This window comes from Sulfuracidifex tepidarius, assembly GCF_008326425.1.
Lineage (GTDB): Archaea > Thermoproteota > Thermoprotei_A > Sulfolobales > Sulfolobaceae > Sulfuracidifex > Sulfuracidifex tepidarius.
The window spans coordinates 2,290,959-2,307,646 of sequence record NZ_AP018929.1; the positions used below are offsets into that span (position 1 = coordinate 2,290,959).

The 16,688-nt window shown below is 42.3% G+C and carries 19 protein-coding genes; 12 read left to right on the forward strand and 7 right to left on the reverse strand.

Annotated features, from left to right (window positions below; all coding sequences use genetic code 11):
• The first annotated feature begins 26 nt into the window (after positions 1-26).
• The 4 genes from IC007_RS11590 to IC007_RS11605 all read left to right on the forward strand — a co-directional run bounded on the left by IC007_RS11590 (position 27) and on the right by IC007_RS11605 (position 2,931).
• The gene (locus tag IC007_RS11590) at positions 27-677 is read left to right on the forward strand and encodes a DUF5752 family protein (RefSeq protein ID WP_054845767.1); all 651 of its coding nucleotides are present in this window, start codon (positions 27-29) and stop codon (positions 675-677) included.
• Entirely contained in the window at positions 674-1,873 is a 1,200-nt protein-coding gene (locus tag IC007_RS11595) for a glycosyltransferase (protein WP_054845768.1), read from the forward strand. Before IC007_RS11590 ends, IC007_RS11595 begins: the two co-directional genes overlap by 4 nt.
• 172 nt (positions 1,874-2,045) lie before the next feature.
• The gene (locus IC007_RS11600) at positions 2,046-2,375 is read left to right on the forward strand and encodes a winged helix-turn-helix domain-containing protein (RefSeq protein WP_084739702.1); all 330 of its coding nucleotides are present in this window, start codon (positions 2,046-2,048) and stop codon (positions 2,373-2,375) included.
• Positions 2,376-2,469: 94 nt separating this feature from the next.
• A complete protein-coding gene (locus IC007_RS11605; protein WP_149528807.1) occupies positions 2,470-2,931 on the forward strand; it encodes a hypothetical protein in 462 nt (153 codons plus the stop codon).
• Positions 2,932-2,996: 65 nt separating this feature from the next.
• On the opposite strand, the gene IC007_RS11610 is transcribed toward IC007_RS11605, so the two are convergent.
• The 4 genes from IC007_RS11610 to IC007_RS11625 all read right to left on the reverse strand — a co-directional run bounded on the left by IC007_RS11610 (position 2,997) and on the right by IC007_RS11625 (position 8,187).
• Positions 2,997-3,845 (reverse strand): hypothetical protein, encoded by an 849-nt coding sequence (locus IC007_RS11610; RefSeq protein WP_054845771.1) that lies wholly within the window; start codon positions 3,843-3,845, stop codon positions 2,997-2,999.
• A gap of 73 nt (positions 3,846-3,918) precedes the next feature.
• Entirely contained in the window at positions 3,919-5,484 is a 1,566-nt protein-coding gene (locus IC007_RS11615; protein ID WP_054845772.1) for a cation:proton antiporter, read from the reverse strand.
• A 94-nt stretch (positions 5,485-5,578) separates the two neighbouring features.
• The gene (locus IC007_RS11620; protein WP_149528808.1) at positions 5,579-6,448 is read right to left on the reverse strand and encodes a DMT family transporter; all 870 of its coding nucleotides are present in this window, start codon (positions 6,446-6,448) and stop codon (positions 5,579-5,581) included.
• Positions 6,449-6,876: 428 nt separating this feature from the next.
• The gene (locus IC007_RS11625; RefSeq protein WP_173569919.1) at positions 6,877-8,187 is read right to left on the reverse strand and encodes an ATP-binding protein; all 1,311 of its coding nucleotides are present in this window, start codon (positions 8,185-8,187) and stop codon (positions 6,877-6,879) included.
• A gap of 287 nt (positions 8,188-8,474) precedes the next feature.
• On the opposite strand from IC007_RS11625, the gene IC007_RS11630 reads away from it, so the two are divergent.
• Together IC007_RS11630 and IC007_RS11635 are read left to right on the forward strand one after the other, a co-directional pair.
• Positions 8,475-8,711 (forward strand): AbrB/MazE/SpoVT family DNA-binding domain-containing protein, encoded by a 237-nt coding sequence (locus tag IC007_RS11630; protein WP_054845774.1) that lies wholly within the window; start codon positions 8,475-8,477, stop codon positions 8,709-8,711.
• Positions 8,677-9,048: a PIN domain-containing protein gene (locus tag IC007_RS11635; protein ID WP_232048927.1), complete on the forward strand. Its 372-nt coding sequence runs from the start codon at positions 8,677-8,679 to the stop codon at positions 9,046-9,048. Before IC007_RS11630 ends, IC007_RS11635 begins: the two co-directional genes overlap by 35 nt.
• An 86-nt stretch (positions 9,049-9,134) precedes the next feature.
• Here the strand turns inward: IC007_RS11635 and IC007_RS11640 are convergent, their stop codons facing one another.
• Positions 9,135-10,130: an alcohol dehydrogenase catalytic domain-containing protein gene (locus tag IC007_RS11640; RefSeq protein WP_054845775.1), complete on the reverse strand. Its 996-nt coding sequence runs from the start codon at positions 10,128-10,130 to the stop codon at positions 9,135-9,137.
• 239 nt (positions 10,131-10,369) lie between these two features.
• Here IC007_RS11640 and IC007_RS11645 point away from each other — a divergent pair, with 239 nt between their 5' ends.
• The 5 genes from IC007_RS11645 (at position 10,370) to IC007_RS11665 (ending at position 13,531) form a co-directional block, all read left to right on the forward strand.
• Positions 10,370-10,549 (forward strand): hypothetical protein, encoded by a 180-nt coding sequence (locus tag IC007_RS11645; RefSeq protein ID WP_054845776.1) that lies wholly within the window; start codon positions 10,370-10,372, stop codon positions 10,547-10,549.
• Between the two features lie 76 nt (positions 10,550-10,625).
• Positions 10,626-11,087, forward strand: a complete 462-nt coding sequence (locus IC007_RS11650) for a tetratricopeptide repeat protein (protein WP_054845777.1) — start codon at positions 10,626-10,628, stop codon at positions 11,085-11,087.
• 295 nt (positions 11,088-11,382) lie between these two features.
• The gene (locus tag IC007_RS11655) at positions 11,383-11,592 is read left to right on the forward strand and encodes a hypothetical protein (RefSeq protein ID WP_054845778.1); all 210 of its coding nucleotides are present in this window, start codon (positions 11,383-11,385) and stop codon (positions 11,590-11,592) included.
• Positions 11,593-11,615: 23 nt separating this feature from the next.
• Positions 11,616-12,302 carry a dTDP-4-dehydrorhamnose 3,5-epimerase family protein gene (locus IC007_RS11660; RefSeq protein ID WP_054845779.1) on the forward strand — a complete coding sequence of 229 codons (687 nt, stop codon included), beginning with the start codon at positions 11,616-11,618 and terminating at the stop codon, positions 12,300-12,302.
• Positions 12,303-12,310: 8 nt separating this feature from the next.
• A complete protein-coding gene (locus tag IC007_RS11665; RefSeq protein WP_149528809.1) occupies positions 12,311-13,531 on the forward strand; it encodes an MFS transporter in 1,221 nt (406 codons plus the stop codon).
• A gap of 468 nt (positions 13,532-13,999) precedes the next feature.
• On the opposite strand, the gene IC007_RS11670 is transcribed toward IC007_RS11665, so the two are convergent.
• Positions 14,000-15,334 carry a DUF711 family protein gene (locus IC007_RS11670; RefSeq protein ID WP_149528810.1) on the reverse strand — a complete coding sequence of 445 codons (1,335 nt, stop codon included), beginning with the start codon at positions 15,332-15,334 and terminating at the stop codon, positions 14,000-14,002.
• Between the two features lies 1 nt (position 15,335).
• Positions 15,336-15,608 (reverse strand): ACT domain-containing protein, encoded by a 273-nt coding sequence (locus IC007_RS11675; RefSeq protein WP_054845781.1) that lies wholly within the window; start codon positions 15,606-15,608, stop codon positions 15,336-15,338.
• Between the two features lie 113 nt (positions 15,609-15,721).
• Between IC007_RS11675 and IC007_RS11680 the strand changes: the two genes are divergently transcribed.
• Entirely contained in the window at positions 15,722-16,687 is a 966-nt protein-coding gene (locus IC007_RS11680) for an alpha/beta hydrolase-fold protein (protein ID WP_054845856.1), read from the forward strand.
• The last annotated feature ends 1 nt before the right edge of the window (position 16,688 follow it).

The following is a 16,688-nucleotide window of genomic DNA, read 5'->3' on the forward strand; positions in this document are numbered from 1 at the left end:
AACAATAAAAGAGAATTTTAAGTGAAATGGATATCTACAGCTACGGTAAGGGTATACCCTTCGTTTTTCAAGGTGCTTATTACCCGAAGAAATACTCCAAATTGAAGGCAACTAACCTGGTTCAGTTAGCTGACGGAATAGCTAAAGCTGATAAGTACTCGATCTTCTACCACATGTTCCATCCTATATTCACATCGCACCTCGTTACAGAAGACCTACCTAACGACTTCGCAGTTTGGATAGACCAATCACTGGGACTTAGGGAACTTGCTGAGAAAGTGGCTGACTTACCAGGAGCTGAACCGAAGACAGCTGAGGACGTCAGGAAGGACCTCTTCAACGTCATCAGCTCATACAAGAGTGTGAGGGAAGGCCTTAGGGAGTTCGTCTTCGTATCGTGCTATCCCATAGTTTACGATACTGGAAAGAGAGCATCTACCCTGGCTGAGTTCCTGGACACGTTAGCTACTGTAGACCCTAGGTCTGTGGTGTGGCATTTCGTGTCGAAGAGGATCCTCGGGATGAGTCCTAAGAACGACTTCTCTTTGTGGCTGGAGGAGAACTTCGGGCTCAAGGACTTGTCCTCTAAGTTGTCCTCTATAGACCCCCAGACGTACACCAGCGAGGAGAAGCTCAGGGAAGACCTGATAGAGAACCTAGAGGAGGAGTTGCTATGATCGAGAAGTATGCTCCAATCGTTGGAGAACAGGAAATAGACGGTATAGTGAAGATAGCTGAGAAACTGAAGGGAGTTTCAGTCCTACACGTGAACTCCACCAAGGCTGGTGGGGGAGTCGCTGAGATCCTCAATAGGATGGTCCCACTCATGAAGGACCTCGGTATCAACGTGGACTGGAAGGTAATAAGGGGAGACTCGGAGTTCTTCAACGTGACTAAAGCGTTCCACAACTCGCTTCAAAACGGTGCAGGGAACCTCACAGATGAGCACTTCAAGATATACGACAAGTGGCAGGAAATCAACTCCACGGAGGTCCCCCTCGACTACGACGTCATGTTCATCCACGACCCTCAACCTGCTGGATTAGTGAAGTACAGGAAGAACAATACTTGGATATGGAGGTGCCACATAGACATTTCAAACCCATATCCTCCCACATGGAAGTTCCTGAGCCAATACGTCTCTCAGTACAAAAGCATGATAATCTCAGTACCTTCCTTCGGAAGGGACGACATGGAGATACCTCAGTTCATCATCCCACCTTCAATAGACCCTCTCTCTGTGAAGAACTCTCAAATCCATGACGTTACAGTCAGGAGGGTGCTGAAGAAATACGACATAAAGGAGGACAAACCTATCATCACACAAGTCTCGCGTTTCGATAGGGCCAAGGACCCGATAGGAGTAATAAAGGCTTTCAAGCTCACCAGGAACCACGTTGACTCACAGCTAGTTTACGTCGGTAGCCCGGCGTCTGACGACCCAGAGGGAGAGATAGTATATAACGAAGTAGTCAAGGAAGTGGACGGTGAAAAAGACATACACCTCCTCATGTTACCTCCTGGGAGCGATCTGGAGATAAATGCGTTCCAGAGGGCTTCTTCCCTGGTGATGCAGAAGTCTATCAAGGAAGGGTTCGGGTTGACGGTGAGCGAGGCATTATGGAAGGAGAGACCAGTCATAGGAGGGAACACCGGCGGGATACCGCTTCAGGTGATCCACGGCGTAACAGGGTACCTAGTTGACAGCGTGGAAGGGGCATCACATTACATGACTTTCCTCTTGAAGAACAAGGAATACGGTTCTCTCCTTGGAAGCAGGGGGAAGGAACATGTAAGACAGAACTTCCTGATAACGAGAGAGTTAAGGGACTATTTGCTTACTATTCTATATTCAATGGGAAAGTCACTCTGAATTTTCTTTTAATTTAATTCAGTTTCCTACTATAAACATTATAATTGCACTTCAAAAGATAAAAGCTTTAGTTAGCACTCAATTCATGAATTAAAAGTTTAGGTTTCTTTCAATCTAATCTACGTTCAAGGCAACATAAGTTATAACCATTTTATTTAACTAAAGGGATTTAATGACAACAAGAAGAAGCTCTATTTGCCTTGAAATGGAAATTATACTAGCGATGAGCTCTGGACAGGAAACTAGGGCATCAATCATAAAGACATTGAGAATAAATTCTATGATATTTGAAAAATACATAAATAGTTTAGAAAAGAAAGGAATAGTAAAACAAAAAGGTGATAGTTATTTCGAACTTACAGAGAAAGGAAAAAACATAGCAATAAAAATAAAAAAGCTGTATGAAATTTCTCAGAGCATTAATTTTATAGAAGAAGAGGTTAGAAGATATTTGGAGATGACAGATTCAGAAGAGCTTAAAGGATCTAATAGAACTGCTTAAAGAAATTCAGGCAGGCAATCAACTGACTAAGTTTCAGATAAGGGAAAGGATAGGAAACTCGTACACTAAGTTTCTCATCGATATAGGTTTTCTTGTGAAGACAGGCAATAAATTGTCAATAAATAGTAATATAATAAATGAAGGAATAATTTATAGAGTATCTAAGGAAATTAAAGTAGACAGTATAGGAAACAAGGAGTCAGCCACTAAGATCGTTTCCCTTAAAAATATGAAAATTAACGTGGAGAAAAAGAAGGAAAGTGTCCCGCTCTTCTATCCCATGAGTGTAGAAGAGAGTTTGAAGAAGTTCAATAGTAAATGGAGCTATGCTGGAGTGTTCATCCCTTACGCCTACTCATTGTCTATAAGGGTTATTCTACCTTTCACACCCAAAGAGGTTTTCGTGTTCCAATCAGAAAAGGTAACTGATGACGTTCCTCTGAATCCCGTACCCATTAGGGAGCCCAAGGTGTATAGCCCTAGAGTATTCTATTATAACTTCAAAATGGTTAGAAGAGGAGGTTACTTCATAGGTTGGGTTCCACCCAATTTATAGGCTTACATGCGCTTGTCCTACAAATTGAATTTTAAATTTTCATAGATCTTTGCCCCCATCCGGAGTTATCGAAATAAGTTAACTGAGGAGAAGAAGCTGTTTAACGCTTGGGCTATCTCTCTATCTACGCTTATATTTGCCTTAACCTCGTCGTATGGAGTACAGCTTAGAGACAGCTTCTTTTCGTTAAACTTTATTGTAATTTCTGATCTAGAAGTCTCAATAGAAATCTTCACCGGGCCTGAGGAGTTACCAGAATAGTTTGTTACACCTTTCTCGGTCACTGTGATTATCACCCTAGAGAATTCGCTTATCTTATTGTTTGAGATAATCTGCCCTTTACCTAGGATCAGGTAATACATCCAAAGCTTTATCACGAAGAGGTCCTTGTCTATCTTTCTGATGTTGTACTCCTCGTCTCCGAAGACCGAACAGCCCCTCATCCCGACACAGACCTGAGGTCCGAATATGTAAACCCCGTTCTCAGCCATTTCATTGAACTTATCAGCAGGTCTGAAGAGGGGCTCTTTATCCACGAAATACCCGTTCCCTATCTCTATGAGCTTTGAAGGGGGCAAGTAGACGATAGAGTCTTCGGGCATATCCGTGAAGCTAACGTGGCTAGGCAGTCCGTTCCTCCATATACTATAAACACCTTCAGCGGTCTTGTGTACCTCCTTCACTGGAGTCGTGTTGTAAAGTGAGGCATATACCTTCTCCCCCTCCTCAAGTTTACCTATTACTAAGGCCCTGAAAGCAGGGGTAAGCATGGAAATGTAAGGCATTATTTCCTTGTAATTTTTAATCCGTTTAATTATTCCGTTCCTGACCACATATACTTCGTTCTCATCGCTTATCTGTACTTCCAGCTCGCACATCTCAGGGCTTCCCTTGACGCACTGCCTATATACCATTGATTATTTACTTTCTTGTCTCTTCCTAATAATATTTTGTACTTACATTGGAGGATTGTCTATTTGGAACTTGTTAGACTGAGGAACCGACTATTTTACTGATCCTGTGCCTGAAGAGAAAAGACAATACTAAAATGACAAGCAACACAATTGAAGCCAAAACTATCCCAGGGATTGGGAGAGAGTAGACTTCCACTCCAGTTACCATCCAATCCAGAGAAAGAGTACCTGAAATTAGGTACAGTATTCCCCTCACAGTTCCCCTCAGTAGTGGGTCGATCTTGTAAGTTAGCCTCAACACCGTAAAGAACCAAATAGCTGTAATTGAAAACCAAGTAATGAGAAAAAGCAATGCCCTAGTTAGCTCTGAGAGAGACCCAGGCAGGAAAAGGTCTGCTACACCTCCCACGATATAAGAGGAAAATAACAATGCAATACTGTAAAATGAAAACTTTGTCAGGACGGCCAAGAAGTAAGGATACCTTATCTTAATGTCCCTCGCGGATAGGGATCTGATTACGTAGTCAGTCTGAGTTACAAGCTGGGTCTGTGATACCCTGGATAGTCCCTTCAGGATAGTCCTCTCGAACAGGACCAGTATGGAGGAGATCGTGGAGGAGCCTGTTATAACGAGTGTCGATACGTCGTAGGCTAGAGGTACTTGATAGCCCAAGCTCATGGCGTTCATGGAGAGGATGAGACCGAACTCGCTGAGCGGGGTCATGTAAAGACCGAGCCTAAATGCCTTCAAGAATTGGTCTCCGGTTATCCAAGTAGCGAAGCTGAACGCGAAGTACTTCAAGGCTATGAGAACGAAGAGGAAAGGTAGGGCGTCCCATGAGAATTGAAAGTAAGTCCCCGCTATAATGAAGAAGAAAATCAGGGAGAAGTCCCGTATACCCTTGAGGCTTTCCACTACTTTCTCAGCGTTGTTAACTGCGCTCGCGACAGAGAGGCCTAGGATGAAGGAACCAAGGGAGGAGGGTATGTCCACAAGCCCGCTTATGAGATTGAAAAAGAAAATTGAGGAAACTGCCGAAAGTATGACGCTCTCCGTCCCTAGAGATAAGTTATACCTTATGAAGTACTTTGAAATCCCTATGCCTATCATCAGGGAAGCTATAGAGAAGAACACCGTGTAAATCACACTTTCTCCAAGCAGAGAGGAGAAGAGCACGAAGACCATTACGTCCTCTACTGAGCTCACGGCTAACATGAATGACCTATCCTTAGGGTCTACTCTCCTCTCAGACATCTTGTAGACTATGCTCGTACTGGAGTCAACCCCTATGATACCTATCATTACTGTCTGGATGAGCGAAATATCGAGGAATTTAGAAGTCAGGAAGACCGCGATCAGCACTATGGAGCTCTCTATCAGGACAGTGAAAGTCACTCTTCTCCCCGTGGCACGAAGGTTCTTCACGTCTAAGGTAGCTCCTATTTCGAACGAAACCAGACCCGTGGCGAGTAAGGTCAGGAAGTTGAAAAGATCAGGAGGGTAAGAGAAGCCCAAGGTCTTCCCAAGAAAGCCTGCGAGCAGGTAAGCGACCACAGGGGATATCTTAATCCTGCTGAGGACCAACCCAAGTCCTCCCGCAATGAGAAGGACCAAGGTTAGGCCTGCGTTGGAGTCCACAAGAATTAGAAGAATGACACTAGTTTAAGATTGGTAATTAGAAAGAGTTAGAAAGAGTAAGAAGTAAATGTTTCAATATAGAACTTCCCCAGTATCACGTAGGTCTGTGAACTTGTCCTAGTCTCTTCTTCGGCTTCACCTTTCCTATTCCTCCCTTTAACCTTGACACTCCTATTCCTAGCGTCATTAAGGTGAGCCCAGAGACGGAGTAAGATGAAGGCAAGCTGTAGGACGTGAGTGACTGGAGGACAGTAGTGAAAATTGGAATAGAGTAGCTAGCCACAGTGACCTTATTCACCTTTTCATACTTCATCATCATGTTCCAGAGGAGAAATGTCACTGACCCTCCAAAGGTGCTCACGAAGAGCAGGTCCCCTACCTCGTTGACAGTGAAGGCGATCTGAGTCCCAAACAATGGAGAAACCACGAGTATCATAAGCCCGCCTATGAGGAGCTGAGACGTGTTGACTACCATGGGATCCATGTCCTTCATTTTCCTGTAATAAACAGTATAGGAAGCCCAGAAGAACGCGTTAGCTAACGTGAGGACAGCCCCTTCCAGCTGGAAACCTCTCATTAAGGGTATGCTGTAAATTCCCAGACCTAGAGACGCTACTGCGAGTCCGACTATTTCCTCCTTCTGAGGTATCTCCTTTATCAGGAGGAGAGCTATCGGTAAAGAGAAGATCGGCATTGAGTAGCTCAAGACCGCAGACTCGCTGGGAGAAACGTAAACCAGACCGTAACCCCAGAGCACTGAGCTTATTGAAGTGAGGAGAGCTAAAACCACAGTGTCCTTGTTTATTACCATCTTTCTAACAAAGAGGAGGAGAGGGAGTCCGGCTATCACGTACCTGATCCCCATGAAGAAAACGGGTGAAGAGTGTTCCACACCATCCTTAGCGAAGTAAAAAGCTAAAGTAGAAAAAATTATATAAGGGATTAAATATTTTGCTATATTCATAAATTGGTCTTTAACTTTTTCATCCTTGTGACATTTTTAAAGTTAGCGAGTGCTTCGTCCGTTTCTGTTACAACTGAAATGAGTTATGAGAACCAGGAAACCTTGTAAGTTGGAAACCTAGATGGACAGGACGATACAGACTGCTCAAGAATGTCTCCGCTAACTATGTCCTATGTCTGACTAGACGAAAGATATGGTAGCTAAAGTGGGGAAAACATACAAAAAATAAATCAGTTATTTTTAATTCATATAATCGGAAGAAAGATGGTATATCTGATTAGATAACTTAGATAGCACGAAAAAGCAAGTTTCGTCATTAGTTACAGTCTCCGTTCTAGCATGTTCTACAATGAAATACCCTAGTAAGGGAAGGCAGTTCTCATCCTCTATCCTTAATCTCCAGGGCAAAGACGAAACCTTAGCGAACACTATAATTCATAAAATATCTTTTTTGATGATACTAAGTAGAGAAATATTGACAAGGGCAACACGATTTTCTTATCGCCGAACTCCATCTCGTCAAACGTGAGTATGTATCCTTTTTCCATCCTTAAGTCCGTGAAATTTCCCTTCCCCCACTTGACCTCTATCCCGATACCTTGCACTACGAAATCCACTTCCCTTCCACCTTTAAAGAAAGTGTACCCCACGCCATTGTATTCTCTAGCTAAGTGCTCACCAACCACGCCCTCTATCACGTGGGGGATTTCTCCCTCTTCCATGTCGCCCAGTCCCTTTGTGTATCTCTTCATTACCCTATAGATGAACGGGTCGGTGAAGTATATCTTCTTGAACGACTTGTTGTTTACTTTGTTTCCCTCTATCTTTCGGAAGACCCTCAACATGAAGAGGTTCTCAGTCAGGTCCAAGTAGTTTGACACTGTGCTATGAGATCCTATCGATGTGTCTCTCGCTATCGTGTTCTCAGAGATCCTAGAGCCGTAAGAGTCTATGACCTTCTCGACTATTTCCTTGAATATCCTCTCGTCCTTGCCCAGTTTAGCTAGGTCGCTCAACACTGCGTCCTTATAGGTCTCATAGAGGGAATACAAAGGATCGCCATCGACGTAATTAGTCGCGAAAATTCCCCCTCTCTTCAAGTACTCGAATAAGGCTTTGTTGAGCTCACCCAAGTACGGGACTAGCTTCATCGCATTAGCTTGAAGACCTTTCATGTCAAGGACGTTGGACGCACCCACGTTCAGACTTTTCTTGAAAAATATGTCAAAGAACATTCTAAAGTTTAATGGAAGAAAGGACACTTTCATCAAGGGTCTTCCAGGAAGAGTCTCCTTCTTTAGGGACACAGACGAGGACCCGCTCACATACACCAAGGAGTCTTTGAAATAACCTCCGTTGAATAGATGGAGTAACCCAACGTTCCACTCCCTCACGAAAGTTATTTCGTCCAGGAAGATGAACCCTCCCTCTTGGTTGATGAGCGATCTGTACTGTGACAGTAGAGATATGAGATCTTCCTTGTCCTTCAGGGAATCACAAGAAAAGAAAAATATCTTCTTGGGTTCAACACCTTTCTCAAGGAGGCTCATTATGGTCGTCTTCATGTAAGTCGTTTTCCCCACCTGCCTAGGTCCCACAATGAGGGCACTCTGCTCTGAAGGGGGTATTACAAACCTCGGGTTCGAGGAGAGGACTTTCCTCACTTGGTCGTCATCATAAATTCTCTTTACGTCTATCCACCACGGGTTCTGAAAGCTCATCTGCGATATTAGGGACATCTTGAGATAGTATAACGGCAAGTTTAACTTAAAACTTGCTTTAGATCTGTCAAGTTTTACGTAAAGATTGATTTCTAATTAGCAAGTTTTCCGTGAAATGTGGTGGAATTTCCAACACAAAGTCTAGAATAATGAAAGATAGATCAAATGATCCTTCCTAGATTCACCACTTTCATAGAGAGCCTCTACCTCGAACTTACGTTAGGTAAATGGATCGATGCGTTTTTCGTTCTAGTTTCCTATAATAACTTATAACTTTTATATATTACTAGTCATCGTTACTATTTATGGAAGAGGTTGAGGTGACAAGAAACTATCAAACCGCAATACCTTACGAAGCTAGACGAAAGCTCGGCATAGAGGTCGTAGACAAGTTGATAGTGACAGTTGAGGGTGATAAGATGATAATTCAGAAGAAGAAGGGGGACATAGCATCCCTTAACCTTACGTTGGGTAAGAAAATAACTGATGAGGAGATCGACAATATAAATGAAGCCGGAGAGAATGTTGGAAGCAATAGTTGACACGAACTTAATAGTAGCGATTATTTTCAGACATCACGAAAAGCATTGTGAAGCTCTTAAGGAATGGAAAGACATAGATAAGGCATATTTACCCCTGGTATGTGTCTCGGAAATCGCTTATTTCTTCATAAAGAACAGTCTTAATTTAGAAATATTAAATGAGGTCTTGAACGACCCAAAAATTGAGATAGTCCAAAACACTAATGAAGACGTATATTATACGCTACGTAATAAAGAAGCCGTAAAAGGTTACGACGATTTCAATGACCTTCTAATACTATCTGTAGCTGGGAGACTGAACTTACGTTACTTACCTTTGACAGAAAGTTCAAGATGAAGATGAAAAGTGGAGGTAAAAAAGACCGCGTGTAGAGACATGCATGTGAGTACAACTTGTCCTCAAACACACAAAAAAACAAAGACTTAGTTTACCTTGATCAATATCCTGCCGTCTCTCGAAGGGTCAAATAACATTTTGAGGGCCTCTTGACCTTGTTCTAAGGGATAAGTCCTCCATACCTTAACTTTGCATTTATCGCAACTGTTCAATATTTCCATTAGGTCGAGCCTCGAACCTCCTGTAGTGCCTATTATCCTCGTATAGTTGCTGTATACACGAGAGAGATCTAAACTAACGTTAGAACCTGTGATCCCTCCGAAGAACACAATCCTCCCCGCGACTCCCAACACTTGAAGGCTGGAATCCCACACGGAAGATCCAATAGAGTTGACGACAACGTCCCCCATTTTACCTTTGGTTACTCTGGATACCTCTTCCTTTACGTTTTCGTACCCCATCAAGTAGTCTGCACCGAAGTCTTTTAACCAACCCTTCCTGCTCACTGCCACTACTGTGGCACCCATCCTCTTGGCGAATTGAACTGCGAACTGACCCGTGTTCCCGGAAGCTCCGAAAACCACTACATTCTCGTTCGCCCTGACACCTGCAGACTTGAGCGCGTGATACGCGGTGAGGGCAGAGACGGGCATGCTCACTGCTAGCTCGTCGCTCATGTAATCGGGCACTTTGAAGACGTTTTTATCTGGAGCCACGAAGTACTCAGCGTAACCTCCGTTCGTCACCACGCTCATTATGCCTCCGTTCCTACACAGCATTTCCCTTGACGATAGACACATGTCGCAGGTTCCGTCGAAAACCCTGTTATACACCACAACACGGTCTCCGCTCTTGATGTTTCTCACGTGTTCTCCCACAGCTTCAACTTCTCCGTAAATCTCGGCCCCAGCTATGTGGGGCATGGGTTTCACAGGGAGGGCATTCACTACAAAGTAATCTATTGGGTTCACTCCAGCCATCTTCACCCTTATTCTAACGTCATGAGTCCCCACGTCAGGCTTTTGGACATCCGCTACCTTCAGGTTATCTACTCCACTTTTCTCAAACGAGAGAGCTTTCATAATATATTATGATTTTATTGATAATAAAAAAATTAGCTTAATATAAGTAAAGTTACTTACTTTCACTCTAGTTTAGTAGGTGACGCATATATCTCCCTGCTTATATTATCTTCAACATTCTCTTCAATATCTATTAATAATAAAATTTTATTACACTTCGCTTTATTGAAGTTTAAGATAAAAGATGTAAATTTCTTTAAATAACATTATTATAAGTTAAAATATTTTACAGCTAATAAGTGTTAATCAAGCAAAAGGATGAGCCAAATGAAATGAAGAATGGAAGGAATTCGTTTAGACTTGGAGAAACAGAGAAAACTGGTATTCCGCTTGAAGTTCAGCTAATCTCTAGAGATGTCAGCAACGAGTATATTAGACAGGTAACAATGGAGCTGGAATTCTTTAGAAGAGACGTGTAGAGTCTACATGTCTACCTAGTATCCTCAGAACCTTTAAAAGAAGAGTTATATTTTATAATAAAAATAAGCTTATAATATGAATATAACCGATGGAATCTCTCTTTTTAATCAAAATAAATACAGAGAGGCTCTCTCATTCTTTGAAGAATACGTAAAGGAGAACCCTGGTGATGGTAGAGCATATTATTATATCGGTATGATTTATGACGGAAGAAATAAGGAGAGAATAGCAATAGGATACTATAAGAGAGCTCTAGAGTTGGGTCTGAAGGACAAGGAGTTAATTAGTTGTCTGCTTAGCCTATCAAGTTCCTTAAGGAAAGTAGGAGAATATGAGGAGCCACTCAAATACCTTGAGAAGGCGGAAGAGTTAGGGAGCAGAGATCCTTTCCTTTACTATGTGAGGTCGTTATGTTTGATGAAGCTAGGCAGGATAAAAGAGGCTGAGGAAAACATAGAAATCGCAATTAAGTTAAATCCTAAAGCGATCATATATAGAAGAATAAAAAATGAAATACTAAAAATATATAGTAAATAAATTATAAATAAAGAATGTCGTTATACTAAAAGTATAATAATATTCTTCCTTATATACTAGATCGAATGAGATATTTGAAAGTTTATCAAAATTATTTTCCATAAAAATGATGTGGAAGTTAGATCATTGGAGAGATCTATGGATAAATAATAAAATATATTTAAGTTAGAGCCTTATTATTTATAAAGTATTCAACCCTCAAAATGACTCGCTCATCTAGAGTTTAATTATTTTTCATTAATTATGACAGTAATATATATATATATAGGATTGATAAGAGTTATAATGAGCAAAAATGAGTGAATATATATATAAATCTGGTGAAAAAGATCAAGATATATTTTTTGAGATGCAATTATTAAATGGTAATATAGCAGCGCTCGGTGTAGGTGTGAAAAGAACAACAGCAAATCTGATTGAAGAGCTACTACGTGATCCCAATAGAGATGAAAGAGAGATAAAGAAAATAGTAGAAGAGTATGGTCACGAGTTAATAGCAGCCTAGAAATGCCTTTCAGGTAGAATGAATTGGGCGAGATTGTTAAGTCTACTGAAATAGAAGGACTAGTCTTTGAAAGAAATCATTTTTTTGATACCGGTGAAGGAAGCAGGATTCTCATACCTTCAGAAGGTTCATTATTTACCACTATAGTTTATCACGCGCCGAAAAAGAATGACGAATGGAGTTATCCCTTTTTCGCACTTCACCTTTCCGGAGACGATAAGCTAACTTACATTAATCCTCCCTTGAACGGTGGAAAAATTATAGGAGAGTTCGTAGATTGTAGAGCTAATTCTCCAACCTTACATAAACGAATTAGAATAGAATTTGATGCGGATCCAGACGTTTCATTAAAAATACCTGCAGGAGTAGCTCATCTATTCATGAATCTAGCAGGAGTTGTAACTAGAAATGAACCAGTATTAAGATGGGATCCAGAGCCAGATAAGTTGTTTTCACCTATTGCTGACATATTGAACGTCTCAGCCAACGCAAAAGACGAAGAGTTTCCTGTGGTGAGGCCTCATCGGTATGTGGTTCCATTGAGTTACCATCAGTACATAGCTAGCCTTCATAGAAAGTGGAGCGAAAGAGTAAAGGTTTATCCCGTAAGACTTGTGATAAAAGACAAAAGTTATTACATTATCCCAAAGGAATACGGATCTAATTATGTCTCTAAGTTTACCTCTAATTTGTCAAAAAATTCCATATAGGATTGTAGGTGAAGTTTATAGCCAAAACTTGGTATAATAAGGGTTTCATCTACTACATGATAGGCAGATTGCTTGAGTTAGCGGAAGCAGTGTTTTATCCTGCTATAATGGTTTTTATTATATTTTTTATTACTAGATCGCCAATTTTCGTCTCCCTGGTCTACTTCGTTGAGATGATAGTCAACTTAGTGGGTACAACATATTTCTCAAAGCTACCTCGAAGGTTTTCCCTGAAGAAGTTGCTCATTTTCCCTACTTTCCTCTCAGCAATTAACGACTTTTCCTTCGCCACTATTATAAAAGCATTCTTGAACCAAACATTAACTGACGTAATATTCATTTTAGTGAGCACTACAATCACATCTTTCCTTTTTACTTTCACCTACAGTGCACGAAGGCTCTACGTTTATAACGTGATAGGCAAAGACTTCTTGAATAAGGCGTACTCTGTTCTGTCAGGGACAAACCAAGCAGTTCAGCTTATTTCGTACCTAATAATTGCGTTAGCTCTAAATATAAATAATTTTCAGATATTAATTTACATAGGCGTAGCATTGACCTTACTTGGGGTGCTTTTCTATTTCCTGTTGTCAGATGTAAAGGTCGATTATCGCTCAAAGGAACAAGAGGACAGAGAAGGAGAAAATCTCTTCTCTTTAAAGAAGGATTTCAAGTTGCTCTTAGGTTATAGGAAACTTTTACTTCTAATCATGATGTCGTCGATTTTCAACTTTCTTACAACTTTCCCTTCTACCTTAGAAGTAGTGTACATATCTGCATTTCACATCCTTTCATCTAAGTACACTATCCTCGAGTCACTGAACTTCTTAGGATCAATCGTGGGATCATATGTGGTTAATTTTCAGTCCAGTAAAAGACTTACCTTTAACTTGGTTTTATCCCTCTTTCTAACCTCGTTCTTCATTTTAGGGCTTTCCTTGACGAGATCTTTCACTGTAGGTCTTGCACTTTATGGTGTGATCGGTCTATCTTCAGCCTTATTCTCAGTGTCGTATACATCTTTCTTCCAGATGACCTGCCCTAAGGAGAATCTAGACGTGTTTTCAGGCATAGAAAGTACCTTATCATACATTTTCGTGCCCGCGGGGATGTTGCTCAGCGGTATAATAACGACCTTAGTTGGAGTGTTCAACGCTTTTCTTATAATATCAATAATTTCCTTTATTGTTTCCCTAATGGCGTTTTTCATAACTAAAACAAGGCTCTAATGTCAACAAGTTTGTGATTTTTTAGAATTTTTGATTTAATTACAATTTCTTTCATGGTTTCTATTTAGCCAGGAAAATTCTCATGAAATGTTCTGACCTTACGGACATGGATTCATTCTTGATAGCCATCAACTTGAGAGATTAATCGGACGAGAAGAGGCAAACACTGGAGCTGAGGTCGGAACGACCCTGATAGATTGAAGTAACATTTATGAATAGACAGTAATTCTGTTGATGTACCAGAGATTACGCTTCATTAACTATCATTATTTTACCAAGACAACTAGACGAGGTTTACCCTCTTTAAATATCATGAATTTGACCTCTGATTTTGTCTGTACTTGTGTATCACTTTCTAAATCTGAGATCTTAATGTGTTGACTATCTCTCAATTTGGTCTTATGTCCCCAACCTAACAATATAAATGAAGTGTCTTGAAAAACAAGTCGGAATCCTGAAAACCTACTTTCAACCGAAGTCAAGTCTCTTTAGGAAGTTGGGTATGAACCCATCCATGGAGGATATGGAACTCGAAATACCTTTTAAAGGCATTATAACCACTTTCCCGAGAAGCCCTCCTAAGTCAACCACGGACCCTGGCTTACCATCTACGGGTACAAGCCTCACTCCAAGCGACTTGTTCAAGGAAAGGCCCAAGGTCAGTTCGTCCAGTATCATGGAAGCTACCTCGTTTCTGTCGGAATCCTTGCTTATTCCAACCATGTCTATCCCAGTGTTACACACTGCAGACATCATGATCAGAGTTTCGAAAGTAATGGAACCTGACATGGCTGCTTCCGTCATGCCGGAGTCCTCGCTCACCGGTATGAAGGCGCCGCTCAACCCCCCGACCGAGGATGTGGCCATCGCCCCTCCCTTCTTTACCGCATCCAAGAGAATCGCCAGGGCTGTCAACGACCCGAAACCTCCGACCCTCTGTACTCCCATAGCTTCAATTACCCTAGCTACGCTGTCCATTGTCTTCGGGGAGGGAGCTAACGACAAGTCTACCGCTCCGAAAGGGACGTTCATGAGCCTCGACACTTCCTTTCCTACTAACTCCCCTAGTCTAGTTACCTTGAACGCATGCCTCTTTATCAGGTTATGTAGCTCCCTTATGTCGTTCACTCTGTTCTTCCTTATCGCTGACTCTATCACCCCTGGTCCGCTTACAGCAACGTTGACCTGCATGTCGGGCATCCCCAACCCGTGAGTTGCGGAGGGGACGAAGGGGGAATCGGGTGGGAGGTTGACCATCACTGCGACTCTTGAAGATGACTCGGGTCTCATGTCAAAAATTTGATCCACGAAGCCCCTCACAGACCCCAAGTTGATCCCGCTGAACGTAGAACCTGCAGAGAGGACACCCGCAATCCTACTAGTGCTGTTCATCACGTCTGCCAGAGACGATATGTAGACGTCAGCGCTCCTCGATGTACCTCTGTCAGCGAAAGCCGAGAACCCTCCCACGTAGTCTATCCCTCCCTTGATAGCGAGGGAATCTAGGGCTTTACCTAGCTTGATAGCATAGCCCTTGGAGGGGTTCGCCTCAAGGAAGAACTGAACCGGCGAGGTCGCGACTCTCTTTGTGATTATACTTACACCGTACTTTTCTTTCACTTCGTCGACTACTTGAGAGAACCTCTGAACTACCTCTACTCTATCCATGATTCTGGAGACAGATCTCTCCTCTTCTCTATCGATGGCGTCGAGCATGTTCATACTCAGAGTCACAGACCTTATGTCCAGGTCTTCCTCCGTAAGCATCTTTATTACTTCAGTTATCTCCTCAGGAGAGAACATGTCAGATCCTCTCTATGTAGTTGAACACATCTATATGATAAAGCAACACGTCGACATTGAGGTCTTTCCCCTTGTTTTTCAGGGAATCCCTCAGCTGACCTATCTTCACAGACGAGTTTGAGATGTCTACGACCATTATCATGGAGAAGACCCCTCTGAGGACGGTCTGGGAGATGTCTACTATGTTCACGTTGTTTTTTGCTAACTCAGATGATATCCCGGCTACAATTCCCGGCTTATCCGAACCGACCACCACTACAACAGCAAGTTCCATAAGGAGAAATGTAAGTTCAAGGATTTAAGTGAAGAGAAGAGATTCTGTATGTTAGGCTCTATCTGCATCTCTCGCGAAACCTTCAAGATGTGGAAAAGCTACATGGTCTAGAGATGAACCTTAAGTTAGTGGAATTTGAGAGCGAATCACTAAAGGACAACCCCTTGAAAGACCCTTACAAGAGGAAAGTTGCAGTAATAGAGCCGGAAAACCCCCAGGGAAAACCCTTGATCATTTACCTCAGCGGTTTCCTCAGCTCCTCCTTGTCCATGTTGAACTACGACCCTTTCTCAGAGGACATGAAGACGAGGCTGGAGAGGATGAAAGCTGAAGGGAAATCCAACGGGGTCGTGATGGTACTTCCGGACACTTTCACTAAGATGGGAGGGAATCAGTACCTGAACTCATCTGCCGTGGGCAACTACGAGGACTACGTTATGGAGGTAGTGAAGACGCTTTCTGAAACATACAAGACAGACAAGATAGGGATAATGGGTAAGTCCTCGGGAGGATACGGCTCTGTCATGATAGGGATGAAACACAAGGAGATCAGGGCTATCGCTGACCACTCAGGTGACGCTTACTTCGAGTACATATATATTCCCGAGTTCCCCGTGGCAATAGAGAGGCTCGGTAGGTTTTCCTCATGGAGGGAATGGTTCACGACGTTCTGGAACAGGGAGACCAAGAAGAGAAGGGACGAGTTAACCACTCTCATGATCTTAGCAATGTCAGCGTTCTACTCACCCAGGGGAGAAGACGTGGAACTGCCTTTCAGCTTAGAGACCGGCGAGATAGTGGAGGACGTATGGAAGAGATGGGTAGAGAAGGATCCAGTTAGGGCTTTAAAGAACTACGTGACTGCCCTCAGAGAAAAGGAAGTGGTTTACATAGACGTGGGCAAAAGGGACGAGTACAACATACAGTACGGCAGTAGGATTATTCACTCCATCCTTTCTAAGTCTGGAGTTGACCACGTCTACGAGGAGTTCGATGGTGGGCACCACGACACTTCCTTTAGATACGATTATTCGATAGCCATTTTGGAGAAGTATTTAAATGATGGAGAGAAACAATGAG